The following is a 12,326-nucleotide window of genomic DNA, read 5'->3' as shown; positions in this document are numbered from 1 at the left end:
CTCTCTTAATTATTGTTCGCGGCGTTTGTTGCGATATCGTTTTCGGCGCTCAACTCGCGCACGGCGATATAACGTTCGCTGCGACGGGTGCGATCCAGCACCTGCCCTACCAATTGGCCACACGCGGCATCGATGTCTTCACCGCGGGTGGTGCGTACGGTGACGTTGAAGCCTGCATGGTGAAGCTGATCCTGGAACCGGCGAATCGCGTTGTTGCTCGGGCGCTCGTAACCGGAATGCGGGAACGGGTTGAACGGAATCAGGTTGATCTTGCACGGAATGTTCTTGAGCAACTCGATCATCTCAACGGCATGTTCAACCTTGTCGTTGATGTCCTTGAGCAAGGTGTACTCGATGGTCAGCACGCGCTTTTCGCCCAGGGACGACATGTAGCGCTGGCACGACTCAAGCAGCATCTTAAGCGGATATTTCTTGTTGATCGGCACCAATTGGTTACGCAATGCGTCGTTTGGTGCGTGCAGCGACAACGCCAGGGACACATCGATGTGCTTGGACAGCTCATCGATCATCGGCACCACGCCCGAAGTGGACAGGGTTACGCGGCGCTTGGAGATCCCGTAGCCCAGGTCATCCATCATCAGATGCATGGCGGCCACGACGTTGTCGAAGTTCAGCAGCGGCTCACCCATGCCCATCATCACCACGTTGGTGATGGCACGGTCGGCGGTCGCCGGGATGCTGCCGAACGATTTATTGGCAATCCACACCTGACCGATCACTTCGGCGGCGGTGAGGTTGCTGTTGAAACCTTGCTTGCCGGTGGAGCAGAAACTGCAATCCAGGGCACAGCCTGCCTGGGACGAAACGCACAGAGTGCCGCGTTTGCCCTGGGGAATGTACACGGTCTCGACGCAGCTACCGGACGCCACGCGCACCACCCACTTACGGGTGCCATCGGTGGAGATGTCCTCGCTGACCACTTCGGGGCCTCGGACTTCAGCAATGGCCTTGAGCTTGTCGCGCAAGGCCTTGCTGACGTTCGTCATGGCGTCGAAATCATCAACGCCAAGGTGGTGAATCCATTTCATTACCTGACCGGCACGGAAACGCTTCTCCCCGATTGAGTCGAAGAATTTTTCCATTTCCTGTTGAGTCAGACCCAGCAGGTTGGTTTTTACAGTCGATGTAGTCATGGATTCACCTTCACTCTTAAGCCAATGCTTAGCGAGTGGTTACTTCAGTAGCTGCGAAGAAGTACGAGATTTCGCGAGCAGCAGCGGCTTCGGAGTCCGAACCGTGTACAGCGTTGGCGTCGATGGAATCAGCGAAGTCAGCGCGGATGGTGCCGGCAGCAGCTTCTTTAGGGTTGGTAGCGCCCATCAGCTCACGGTTCAGAGCGATAGCGTTTTCGCCTTCCAGAACCTGAACGACAACCGGACCGGAGATCATGAAAGCAACCAGGTCGCCGAAGAAACCACGAGCGCTGTGCTCAGCGTAGAAGCCTTCAGCTTCAGCTTTGGACAGTTGCTTCAGTTTCGAAGCTACAACGCGCAGGCCAGCTTTTTCGAAACGAGTGGTGATCTCGCCGATAACGTTTTTTGCAACAGCGTCAGGCTTGATGATGGAGAAAGTACGTTGAACAGCCATGGTGTAACTCCAGAAACGGTAATTTGCGAAAAATTAAACCCGCGAATTATACGCGGGTTCTTGGGTATTGCCTAACTGCGTACGGTGCAGATTCAGTCTGCTTCTTCGATCCAGGCGGCCTGAATGGCTTCAAGCACCTTCTCGCCACCGCGGGTCGGATCATCACTGAACTCCGGCAACGCCAGCACCCATTTGTGCAGATCGACGAAGTTCACGTAACGCGGGTCCACATCTGGCTTGGTTTCAGCCAGCTGGATCGCGATTTCAAGCACATCAACCCATTTCAGACTCATGTCGGTTCCTTGAATCAGTGCGGCGCTTCGGCTGCATGGTTGAGCGAGTATTTCGGAATTTCGACGGTCAGGTCTTCATTTCCGACGATCGCCTGACAGCCTAGACGCGATTGCGCTTCCAGACCCCAGGCCCGATCAAGAAAGTCTTCTTCCAGCTCATCCGCTTCTTCCAGCGAATCAAAACCTTCGCGGATGATGCAATGGCAGGTAGTGCAGGCGCAGACGCCGCCACAGGCGCTTTCCATCTCGATATGGTGTTCATGGGCCAGTTCGAGAATGGAAATACCGGGCTCAGCCTCCACAACCATGCCTTCCGGGCAGAACTTCTCGTGTGGCAGAAAAATGACCTGCGGCATCAGTTATCCTCGATTTCATTCAGGTTGCGCCCCGCCAGAGCGGCTTTCACCGTCGAGTCCAGGCGGCGGGCAGCAAAGGCATCGGTCACTTGCGACAGACGCTTGGTCTGCTGCTCGATGGCGTAACCATCGGTACCTTTCATCAATTCGGTCAGTTCCTGCATCTGCAATTCGATGACCATGCGCTCTTCGGCGTCGAGCAAACGTTCGCCGTCAACCTCCAGAGCGCCCTGCACCGCCTCGATCAGGCGCTGGGCATCGACTTGCTGCTCACGCAATACGCGGGCGACTTTGTCGTCGTTGGCGTGCTGGAAGGAATCCTTGAGCATTTTGGCGATTTCGCCGTCGGTCAGGCCGTAGGACGGTTTGACCTGAATGCTGGCTTCGACGCCCGAACCCAATTCGCGGGCCGAGACACTGAGCAGACCGTCGGCGTCGACCTGGAAGGTCACGCGAATCTTCGCCGCACCGGCCACCATCGCCGGAATACCGCGCAATTCGAAGCGTGCCAGGGAGCGGCAGTCGCTGATCAACTCACGCTCGCCCTGCAATACATGGATCGCCATGGCCGACTGGCCATCTTTATAAGTGGTGAAGTCCTGGGCGCGGGCGACGGGGATGGTGGTGTTGCGCGGAATCACCTTCTCCATCAGGCCGCCCATGGTTTCCAGCCCCAGGGACAACGGAATCACGTCGAGCAACAGCAGTTCGCCGCCGTCACGCTTGTTGCCGGCCAGGGTATCGGCCTGGATCGCGGCACCGATGGCGACGACTTGATCCGGATCGATTTCGGTCAGCGGTTCGCGACCGAAGGCGTGCGCAACAGCTTCACGGACGCGAGGCACGCGCGTCGAGCCGCCGACCATGACCACAGCGTGAACGTCCTCCAGCTCGATGCCGGAATCACGCACCGCGCGGCGGCAGGCTTTCAAGCTGCGAGCGACCATCGGCTCGATCAGCGCATTGAAGGCTTCACGGGTCAGCTCGGCCTTCCAGTCGCCATAAGCAACTTCGACGGACGAGCAGTTGGTCAGGGCTTCTTTGGCCGCACAGGCGGTTTGTAGCAGATGGCGCTGTGTACCCGGATCGAGGTCGGCCGACAAACCGGCACCCTCAATAATCCAGCCTGCAATGGCGTGATCGAAGTCATCGCCACCCAGGGCGCTGTCGCCGCCGGTAGCCAGCACTTCGAAGACACCACCGGTCAGGCGCAGAATCGAAATATCGAAGGTGCCGCCGCCCAGGTCATAAATCGCGACCAGGCCTTCGGCGTGCTGATCCAGACCGTAAGCGACCGCGGCGGCGGTTGGCTCATTGAGCAAACGCAGCACGTTCAGACCGGCCAGCTTGGCAGCATCCTTGGTAGCTTGACGCTGAGCGTCATCGAAATAGGCCGGAACGGTGATCACCGCACCAACCAATTCGCCACCCAAGGTCGCTTCAGCGCGCTGACGCAGCACCTTGAGGATATCGGCGGAGACTTCGACCGGGCTTTTCGGGCCTTGCACCGTGTCGATGAACGGCATGTGCGACTCGCCGTCGACAAAACGGTACGGCAGCTGATCGCCCAATTGCTTGACGTCGGACAGACCACGACCCATCAAGCGCTTGACCGACAGCACAGTGTTCAAAGGATCGGACGCGGCGGCCAGCTTGGCCGACTCGCCGACTTCGACGTGATCGGCGTGATAGCGCACGGCAGACGGCAGGATGACCTGCCCTTGCGCGTCAGCCAGAGGCTCGGAAAGACCACTGCGCAATGCAGCGACCAGCGAATTGGTAGTGCCCAAGTCGATCCCCACAGCCAGACGACGCTGGTGCGGTTGAGGACTTTGGCCGGGTTCGGCGATCTGCAGTAGGGCCATCGTTATCAGGACTTATCTGTATATCAGGCGTGCGACCGGAGCGGCACTGGGTTAATCGTCGAGGCGCTCTTCTAACTGGCGCACTTCGTAGGTGAGCTTGTCGAGGAACTGCATGCGCCGCATCAGGCGTTCGGCCTGCTCACGTTGCGCTGCATCATCCCAACAGGCTGCGAAGCTTTCGTTCAGTTCATCCTGCGCGGTCTTCAGGCGACGCTTGAACACTGCAACACCCGCCAGATCGGCGCTGTCTTGCAGGTCTTCGAGCTCTTCACGCAACTCCATCTGCTGCAGAAGAAACTCCGGATCATGCACCGTGACCTCCAGCGGCAGCTCGCGACCGCCCATGGCGAGCAGGTAGCGCGCGCGTTTGGGAGGGCTTTTGAGCGTCTGGTAGGCCTCGTTGAGGCTCGCGGATTGCTCGAGCGCCAGCCGCTGCTCACGCTCGGAAGCGTCTGCAAAGCGGTCCGGATGAACACCGCGCGCCAACTCACGGTAGCGCGTGGCCAACTGATCGAGATCCAGACGGAAGCTCGGTTTCAGCTCAAATAAAGCGAAATGACAAGGAGTACCCACGCGCAGCCTCAGATGTTGAAGCTTTCGCCGCAGCCACATTCACCGCGCACGTTGGGATTGTTGAACTTGAAGCCTTCGTTCAACCCCTCCTTGACGAAATCGAGTTCGGTGCCGTCCAGGTAGGCGAGGCTTTTCGGGTCGATGATCACTTTCTCGCCGTGACTTTCGAACACCTGATCCTCTGCCACCACCTCGTCGACAAACTCCAGCACGTAGGCAAGGCCGGAACAGCCTGTGGTGCGAACACCCAGACGAATCCCTTCACCTTTGCCGCGCCCGTTGAGGGAGCGTCGCACGTGTTGAGCAGCCGCTTCTGTCATGCTGATAGCCATCGGTGACTCCTTACTCGTCGCCAAATCTTGAAAGTCAGATCAAGCCTTTCTTCTGCTTGTAGTCGCGAACGGCCGCTTTGATAGCGTCTTCAGCAAGTACGGAGCAGTGAATTTTTACTGGCGGCAGAGCCAGTTCTTCGGCCAGCTGAGTGTTTTTGATGGTCTCTGCTTCATCCAGAGTCTTGCCTTTCATCCACTCGGTCGCCAGGGAGCTGGAGGCGATTGCCGAACCGCAACCGTAGGTCTTGAACTTGGCGTCTTCGATGATGCCTTGCTCGTTGACCTTGATCTGCAGGCGCATCACGTCGCCGCACGCCGGAGCGCCGACCATGCCGGTGCCGACATCAGGATCTTCCGCGTCCATCTTGCCGACGTTGCGCGGGTTCTCGTAGTGGTCGATGACCTTTTCGCTGTAAGCCATGATTCTTAATCCTCACTCATCAGGAGTCGCTCTTGAAGCCCTGCCAATCGTGGATTCGCAGGGCCCGGTTGCGGCGACTTGAATATCAGTGCGCCGCCCACTCGATTTTCGAAATGTCGACGCCATCTTTGTACATGTCCCACAGCGGCGAGAGAGTACGCAGCTTGGTAACGGCCTCGCAGACTTTCTGCGCGGCGTAGTCGATTTCTTCTTCGGTGGTGAAACGGCCGAAGGTGAAGCGAATCGAGCTGTGTGCCAGTTCGTCGTTGCGGCCCAGGGCGCGCAGTACGTACGAAGGCTCAAGCGACGCCGAGGTGCAGGCCGAACCGGACGAAACCGCCAGATCCTTGAGCGCCATGATCAGCGACTCGCCTTCAACGTAGTTGAAGCTCAGGTTCAGGTTGTGCGGTACGCGGGCGGTCATGCTGCCATTGACGTACAGCTCTTCCAGGCCTTCGACCTGCTTGAAGAAACGGTCGCTCAGGGCTTTGATGCGTACGTTCTCGGCAGCCATGTCTTCCTTGGCTACACGGAAAGCTTCGCCCATGCCGACGATCTGGTGGGTCGCCAGGGTGCCGGAACGCATGCCACGTTCGTGACCGCCGCCGTGCATGGTCGCTTCGATGCGAACACGCGGCTTGCGGCTGACGTACAGCGCGCCGATGCCTTTAGGGCCGTAGGTTTTGTGGGCAGAGAACGACATCATGTCGACTTTCAGTTTCGACAGGTCGATCTCGACCTTGCCGGTAGACTGAGCAGCGTCGACGTGGAACAGGATCCCCTTGGAGCGGGTCAATTCGCCGATGGCTGCGATGTCGTTGACGGTGCCGATTTCGTTGTTCACGTGCATGATCGACACCAGGATGGTGTCGTCGCGCAGGGCAGCTTCGACCATCTCTGGAGTGACCAGACCATCTTCACGAGGGTCGAGGTAGGTCACTTCGAAACCTTCACGCTCCAGTTGGCGCATGGTGTCGAGGACAGCCTTGTGCTCAATCTTGGTGGTGATCAGGTGCTTGCCTTTGGTGGAGTAGAAATGCGCCGCACCCTTGATTGCCAGGTTGTCGGACTCGGTGGCACCGGAGGTCCAGACGATTTCACGCGGGTCGGCGTTAACCAGGTCAGCGACCTGACGGCGAGCGTTCTCGACGGACTCTTCAGCTTTCCAGCCGAACACGTGGGAACGGGACGCCGGGTTACCGAAGTTTCCGTCGACCAGCAGGCATTCACTCATCTTTTGCGCGACACGTGGATCAACCGGGGTCGTCGCAGAGTAATCAAGGTAAATCGGCAATTTCATGGACTATCTCCTAAATCAGGCTGGCTGGCGTGCCGCTAGCTCTTTGGCTGTCATTCGACGGCGGACGCTTCAATCTTGTCCAGGCGTGGCGCCTTGCTGTTGCAACGACGCTGGTCCTGACGCTGGGCTACTTCTTGCACCTCACGGCGAGTTACAAGGTCAGCCAAGCTGATACCGCTCAGAAATTCGTGAATCTGCAGGCTCAGATCGCACCACAAGTGGTGGGTCAGACAGGTGTCGCCTTGATGGCAATCGCCCTGGCCCTGGCATTTGGTTGCATCGACCGATTCGTTGACCGCATCGATCACCTGGGCGACCTGGATGCCCTGCATGTCGCGGGACAGCTGGTAACCACCGCCTGGACCGCGAACACTGGACACCAGATTGCTGCGGCGCAATTTGGCAAAAAGCTGTTCGAGGTAGGACAGGGAGATGCCTTGGCGCTCGGAGATATCGGCCAGGGACACCGGCCCGTGCTGCGCGTGCAACGCCAGGTCAAGCATGGCGGTCACGGCGTATCGGCCTTTTGTAGTCAGTCGCATGGACAATTACCACGGAGTTCGGAATGGGGCGAGTATGCAATTCCCGAGTATTTAAGTCAACTATAAGACCTAGTACTTTAGTCAGGTTTACCCGCAAAAGAGCGCGCGCATCATAGCAAAGGCTGACCGCGTACAGCCAGCAATTGCGCGCTATCGTTCTTCGCGGGCAAGCCTCGCTCCTACATGGGTTGCGCGAATCCTGTAGGAGCGAGGCTTGCCCGCGAAGAAACTGACACGGTCTAGCTGGCCTGGCTCTGATCCTTGTCCTTCACACAGGCAAAGTCTTCTTCGCGCAGTTCAGGCAGATCTTTCGCACAGTAATTGCTACCCAGATCCTTCAGCGCCCCGCACATCCCTTCAAGTCGACCATCTACAGCCTGCAGATGATCGAGCAACTGGTTAATGGCTCGGGCCACCGGGTCCGGCATATCCTCACCGACACCGTAGGCATCGAAACCAATCTTCTCGGCCATGGCCTTGCGCTTGGCATCCTGTTCTTCATCGGACTTGACGATGATCCGTCCAGGAATCCCCACCACTGTCGCCCCGGGCGGAACCGCCTTGGTGACCACGGCATTGGAACCCACCTTGGCCCCGGCACCAACAGTGAACGGGCCGAGCACCTTGGCGCCCGCCCCGACCACTACGCCGTCTTCCAGGGTCGGGTGACGCTTGCCCTTGTTCCAGCTGGTGCCACCAAGGGTCACGCCCTGATACAGGGTGACATCGTTGCCGATCTCGGCAGTTTCACCGATAACAATGCCCATGCCGTGGTCAATAAAGAAGCGACGACCGACCTTGGCCCCCGGATGAATCTCGATCCCGGTCAACCAACGACCGAAGTTCGACACCAGTCGCGCCAGCCATTTCCAGCCCATGCCCCACAACGCTGATGACAGGCGATGGATCCAGATGGCGTGCATGCCCGGGTAGCACGTCAAAACCTCAAAAGCATTACGCGCCGCCGGGTCACGATGGAAAACACTTTGGATATCTTCACGCAAACGCTCGAACATCATTAATCCTTCCGCTTTAGAAGCTCGCCACGGGCCGCTTTCTGGGTTTCCGTGAGGATGCCACGCAATATATTCATTTCCGCCCGGCTGACCGAGCTGCGTCCGTACAACCGGCGCAGACGCGCCATCAAGTGCCGTGGTTTTTCCGGGTCGAGGAACTCGATGGCCACCAGGGTTTGCTCCAGGTGTTCATAGAATCGCTCCAGCTCATCCATGGTCGCCAGCTCACCACTCTTGGTGGACGCCACTTCATCCTTCTCGACCTTGCTCGGCTGACCTTCGGCCGCCAACCAGGACATGCGCACTTCATAGCTCAACACCTGCACCGCCGCCCCAAGGTTCAGCGAACTGAACTCAGGGTCTGATGGGATATGCACGTGATAATGACATCGCTGCAGCTCTTCATTGGTCAGGCCGGAATCTTCACGACCGAACACCAAGGCAATCTCGGCACCCTGCCCAGCTTCCTCGACCACTTTCGTGCCGCATTCGCGGGGATCGAGCAAAGGCCAAGGAATGCGACGATCACGAGCACTGGTACCGAGCACCAGATTGCAACCGACCAAGGCATCTTCCAGGGTGGCGACGACCTGAGCATTTTCAAGGATGTCACCGGCGCCGGACGCACGCGCGTCAGCCTCGTGGTGCGGGAACAACCGCGGTTCGACCAGCACCAGCCGCGACAGGCCCATGTTCTTCATGGCACGCGCAGCCCCGCCGATATTTCCGGGGTGACTGGTATTGACCAGGACGACACGAATGTTTTGCAGCAAGGGAGGCGCTCTCGAACACTTTAATGGGAGCAGAATCTTACAGCTCAACCTACCGTTAAGCTATGAAAGCGAACGCCGACCTTCACCTGTAGAAACTTTCTGATAGAATGCCCGGCTTTCTTTAACAACCTTAGGTGACACATCCATGCAGCCCATGCTGAATATCGCGCTGCGCGCCGCCCGCAGCGCCAGTGAATTGATTTTCCGCTCCATCGAGCGCCTGGATACCATCAAGGTCGACGAAAAAGACGCCAAGGATTACGTATCCGAGGTGGATCGCGCCGCCGAACAGAAAATCATCGATGCGCTGCGCAAGGCCTACCCTAATCACTCGATCATGGGTGAAGAAACCGGCATGCACGCCGGCACCGGGATCGAAGGCGAAGAATACCTGTGGATCATCGATCCACTGGACGGCACCACCAACTTCCTGCGCGGCATTCCTCACTTCGCTGTCAGCATTGCCTGCAAATACCGCGGTCGCCTGGAGCACGCTGTTGTTCTGGACCCGGTTCGCCAGGAAGAATTCACCGCCAGCCGTGGTCGCGGCGCCCAACTGAACGGTCGTCGCCTGCGCGTCAGCGGTCGTACCAGCCTGGACGGCGCCCTGCTGGGTACCGGCTTCCCGTTCCGTGACGACCAGATGGACAACCTCGACAACTACCTGGGCATGTTCCGCGCCCTGGTTGGCCAGACCGCCGGCATCCGCCGCGCTGGCTCGGCGAGCCTGGACCTGGCCTACGTGGCCGCCGGCCGTTTCGATGCGTTCTGGGAATCGGGCTTGTCCGAATGGGACATGGCTGCAGGCGCCCTGCTGATCCAGGAAGCTGGCGGCTTGGTGAGCGACTTCACCGGCGGTCACGACTTCCTTGAGAAAGGCCACATCGTCGCCGGCAACACCAAGTGCTTCAAGGCAGTATTGACGGCGATCCAGCCGCACCTGCCAGCTTCGCTGAAGCGCTAACGCAAAAACCCAAAAAGCCGCAGCACCTCAAGAAAACGCCCCGACCTGTTCGGGGCGTTTTCTTTTTCGCGCACAAAATCCCCCCCTTACGCCGCGATCCATGTGGGAGCGGGCTTGCTCGCGAAAGCGGTGTGCCAGACAACATCAACGTCGACTGACACCGCTTTCGCGAGCAAGCCCGCTCCCACAGGAATTGCACCTGACTGGCCGGCATTGAGCGACCGCCTTTTGATGCACCCATAACGAAAAATGCCCCGCATCTTTCGATACGAGGCATTTTCTTGAAGCGCCAGCCTGAACAGGCTGGCGCTTCGGCATCGGAAGCTGGACTTAAGCCAGTTTTTCCTTGATGCGAGCTGCTTTACCGGACAGGTCACGCAGGTAGTACAGCTTGGCTTTACGTACGTCACCGCGACGCTTAACGGCCATGCTGTCGATTTGCGGGCTGTAGGTCTGGAAAGTACGCTCTACGCCAACACCGTTGGAGATTTTACGAACGGTGAAAGCACTGTTTACGCCGCGGTTACGCTTGGCGATAACTACGCCTTCGAACGCTTGCAGACGCGAACGATCGCCTTCCTTCACTTTCACCTGAACGACAATGGTGTCGCCCGGGGCAAAGGTAGGGATCTCTTTGGTCATCTGCTCTGCTTCGAGTGCAAGGATGATTTTGTTAGTCATGCTGTGCTCCTAAGGTAAATCGTCGGATCTACCATCGATACGTTGTTAACTATCGTCCCGCTCGCGGATGTATTCCTCGAGCAGCTTCTTCTCTTCTCCAGAAAGCGAGCGGCTTTCCAGAAGATCGGCGCGTCGTTCAAAGGTCCTACCAAGGGACTGCTGTAAACGCCAACGCCGGATATGCGCGTGATTGCCACTTAGCAATACGTCGGGAACACGCTGATCCGCATACACCTCCGGTCGGGTGTAGTGCGGGCAATCCAGCAAACCATCCGTAAAGGAATCTTCCTCGGCGGAGTCCGCATGCCCTAAAGCTCCAGGCAGCAGTCGTGTAACCGCATCGATCAGGACCATCGCCGGCAGCTCGCCGCCAGACAGTACATAGTCGCCAATCGACCACTCTTCATCGACATGAGCATCAATAAAACGCTCGTCAATGCCTTCATAGCGGCCAGCAATCAGGATCAATGCATCCAGATTCGCCAACTCGCGTACCGCCGACTGAGTCAGTTGACGGCCTTGGGGGGACAGGTAAATTACCTTCGCCGCCTCCCCGGCTGCTGCCTTGGCCTGAACCAGAGCATCTTCCAGGGGCTTGATCTTCATCACCATGCCCGGACCACCGCCAAATGGGCGATCGTCCACAGTGTGATGTCGATCCGTCGTGTAGTCTCGCGGATTCCAACAGGTGAGCTGCAACAGCCCCTGCTTCACCGCACGACTGGTGATGCCGTACTCGCTGATGGCGGAGAACATCTCGGGAAACAAACTGATCACTTCTACGCGCAGGTTAGCCACGTTTAGAAGTCCGCATCCCATTCCACCTTCATCTCGCCTGCGGCAAGGTCGACAGCCAACACGCATTGCTCCGTATAGGGCAACAGGCGTTCGCGATCATCCAGGCTGCCAGCGCAAGGCTTGACCACCATTACATCATTGGCGCCGGTTTCCAGAAGATGATCGATTTTCCCGAGCAATTGCCCGAGTTGGTCAATAACCTTCAGACCTTCCAGCTGGTACCAGTAGTACTCGCCGTCGGTCAATTCAGGGAACAGGTTGCGCGGCACACAGATCTCATAACCAGCCAGAAGACGTGCTTCTTCACGATCATCAAGACCCTTGAGCTTTGCGACCAGGAACTTGTCGTTCCCACGCCCGCTGACCAGCTCGACCTGTTTCACATTGCCTTCGCGCTTGAGCGTCCAGGTTTTGTACTGCAACAGGTTTTCAGTCGGATCAGTAAAGGAATACACCTTCACTTCGCCGCGAACGCCATGAACAGAATAAATTTTGCCAATAACGATCAAATCATCGGCAACAGCTGGCGTCGCGTTCATATAGCTCAGGCCGCAGCCTTAGCAGATTCCTTCAACAACTGAGCAACGCGCTCAGAAGGTTGTGCACCAACGCTCAGCCAGTAGGCTACGCGCTCTTGGTTCACGGACAGACGAACTTCTTGACCACGAGCAACAGGGTTGAAGAAACCAACCTGTTCCTTGTGCGAACCGTCGCGCGGGTTGCGGCTGTCGGTTACGGTCAAGTGGTAAAACGGGCGCTTTTTGGAGCCGCCAAGGGCAAGACGGATTGTTAGCATGTGAACAT

The 12,326-nt window shown here is 57.9% G+C and carries 17 protein-coding genes; 1 reads left to right on the top strand and 16 read right to left on the bottom strand.

Annotation, left to right across the window (positions count from 1 at the left end; genetic code table 11):
• Positions 1 to 5: 5 nt before the first annotated feature.
• The 12 genes from rlmN to trmJ form a co-directional block, all read right to left on the bottom strand.
• Positions 6 to 1,154 (bottom strand): 23S rRNA (adenine(2503)-C(2))-methyltransferase RlmN, encoded by a 1,149-nt coding sequence (rlmN, locus tag F6R97_RS20345; RefSeq protein WP_007903600.1) that lies wholly within the window; start codon positions 1,152 to 1,154, stop codon positions 6 to 8.
• A gap of 28 nt (positions 1,155 to 1,182) precedes the next feature.
• Complete coding sequence (gene ndk, locus F6R97_RS20340) at positions 1,183 to 1,608, bottom strand: nucleoside-diphosphate kinase (RefSeq protein ID WP_007916882.1); 426 nt, start codon at positions 1,606 to 1,608, stop codon at positions 1,183 to 1,185.
• Positions 1,609 to 1,700: 92 nt separating this feature from the next.
• Positions 1,701 to 1,901, bottom strand: coding sequence for a Fe-S cluster assembly protein IscX (iscX, locus tag F6R97_RS20335; RefSeq protein WP_050681789.1), 201 nt, complete (start codon positions 1,899 to 1,901; stop codon positions 1,701 to 1,703).
• 14 nt (positions 1,902 to 1,915) lie between these two features.
• Positions 1,916 to 2,257, bottom strand: a complete 342-nt coding sequence (gene fdx, locus F6R97_RS20330; protein WP_048395462.1) for an ISC system 2Fe-2S type ferredoxin — start codon at positions 2,255 to 2,257, stop codon at positions 1,916 to 1,918.
• A complete protein-coding gene (gene hscA, locus F6R97_RS20325; RefSeq protein ID WP_038981731.1) occupies positions 2,257 to 4,122 on the bottom strand; it encodes a Fe-S protein assembly chaperone HscA in 1,866 nt (621 codons plus the stop codon). Before hscA ends, fdx begins: the two co-directional genes overlap by 1 nt.
• A 51-nt stretch (positions 4,123 to 4,173) precedes the next feature.
• Entirely contained in the window at positions 4,174 to 4,695 is a 522-nt protein-coding gene (gene hscB, locus F6R97_RS20320) for a co-chaperone HscB (protein ID WP_008070981.1), read from the bottom strand.
• An 8-nt stretch (positions 4,696 to 4,703) separates the two neighbouring features.
• On the bottom strand, positions 4,704 to 5,027 hold the full coding sequence (iscA, locus tag F6R97_RS20315; protein WP_007903589.1) for an iron-sulfur cluster assembly protein IscA: 324 nt from the start codon (positions 5,025 to 5,027) through the stop codon (positions 4,704 to 4,706).
• Between the two features lie 34 nt (positions 5,028 to 5,061).
• Entirely contained in the window at positions 5,062 to 5,448 is a 387-nt protein-coding gene (gene iscU / locus F6R97_RS20310; RefSeq protein WP_003443374.1) for a Fe-S cluster assembly scaffold IscU, read from the bottom strand.
• A gap of 85 nt (positions 5,449 to 5,533) precedes the next feature.
• Positions 5,534 to 6,748: an IscS subfamily cysteine desulfurase gene (locus F6R97_RS20305; protein ID WP_030129843.1), complete on the bottom strand. Its 1,215-nt coding sequence runs from the start codon at positions 6,746 to 6,748 to the stop codon at positions 5,534 to 5,536.
• A 50-nt stretch (positions 6,749 to 6,798) separates the two neighbouring features.
• Positions 6,799 to 7,290 carry a Fe-S cluster assembly transcriptional regulator IscR gene (gene iscR / locus F6R97_RS20300; RefSeq protein WP_007903581.1) on the bottom strand — a complete coding sequence of 164 codons (492 nt, stop codon included), beginning with the start codon at positions 7,288 to 7,290 and terminating at the stop codon, positions 6,799 to 6,801.
• A gap of 239 nt (positions 7,291 to 7,529) precedes the next feature.
• Entirely contained in the window at positions 7,530 to 8,306 is a 777-nt protein-coding gene (cysE, locus tag F6R97_RS20295) for a serine O-acetyltransferase (RefSeq protein ID WP_007903579.1), read from the bottom strand.
• Positions 8,307 to 8,308: 2 nt separating this feature from the next.
• On the bottom strand, positions 8,309 to 9,079 hold the full coding sequence (gene trmJ / locus F6R97_RS20290; protein WP_038981726.1) for a tRNA (cytosine(32)/uridine(32)-2'-O)-methyltransferase TrmJ: 771 nt from the start codon (positions 9,077 to 9,079) through the stop codon (positions 8,309 to 8,311).
• Between the two features lie 145 nt (positions 9,080 to 9,224).
• Here trmJ and suhB point away from each other — a divergent pair, with 145 nt between their 5' ends.
• Complete coding sequence (suhB, locus tag F6R97_RS20285) at positions 9,225 to 10,043, top strand: inositol-phosphate phosphatase (RefSeq protein ID WP_008014726.1); 819 nt, start codon at positions 9,225 to 9,227, stop codon at positions 10,041 to 10,043.
• Positions 10,044 to 10,373: 330 nt separating this feature from the next.
• Here the strand turns inward: suhB and rplS are convergent, their stop codons facing one another.
• Genes rplS through rpsP form a run of 4 tightly spaced genes read right to left on the bottom strand, consistent with a single transcriptional unit; the run spans position 10,374 to position 12,318 of the window.
• Positions 10,374 to 10,724, bottom strand: coding sequence for a 50S ribosomal protein L19 (gene rplS, locus F6R97_RS20280; protein ID WP_003175895.1), 351 nt, complete (start codon positions 10,722 to 10,724; stop codon positions 10,374 to 10,376).
• A 45-nt stretch (positions 10,725 to 10,769) separates the two neighbouring features.
• Positions 10,770 to 11,543: a tRNA (guanosine(37)-N1)-methyltransferase TrmD gene (gene trmD / locus F6R97_RS20275; RefSeq protein WP_173667518.1), complete on the bottom strand. Its 774-nt coding sequence runs from the start codon at positions 11,541 to 11,543 to the stop codon at positions 10,770 to 10,772.
• Positions 11,525 to 12,061 (bottom strand): ribosome maturation factor RimM, encoded by a 537-nt coding sequence (gene rimM, locus F6R97_RS20270; protein ID WP_008014731.1) that lies wholly within the window; start codon positions 12,059 to 12,061, stop codon positions 11,525 to 11,527. Before rimM ends, trmD begins: the two co-directional genes overlap by 19 nt.
• A gap of 5 nt (positions 12,062 to 12,066) precedes the next feature.
• Entirely contained in the window at positions 12,067 to 12,318 is a 252-nt protein-coding gene (rpsP, locus tag F6R97_RS20265) for a 30S ribosomal protein S16 (protein ID WP_003198088.1), read from the bottom strand.
• Positions 12,319 to 12,326: the final 8 nt, after the last annotated feature.

It is taken from the genome of Pseudomonas sp. JV414 (assembly GCF_032424305.1).
GTDB classification, from domain to species: domain Bacteria; phylum Pseudomonadota; class Gammaproteobacteria; order Pseudomonadales; family Pseudomonadaceae; genus Aquipseudomonas; species Aquipseudomonas lini.
This window is presented reverse-complemented; position numbering and strand designations above follow the sequence as displayed.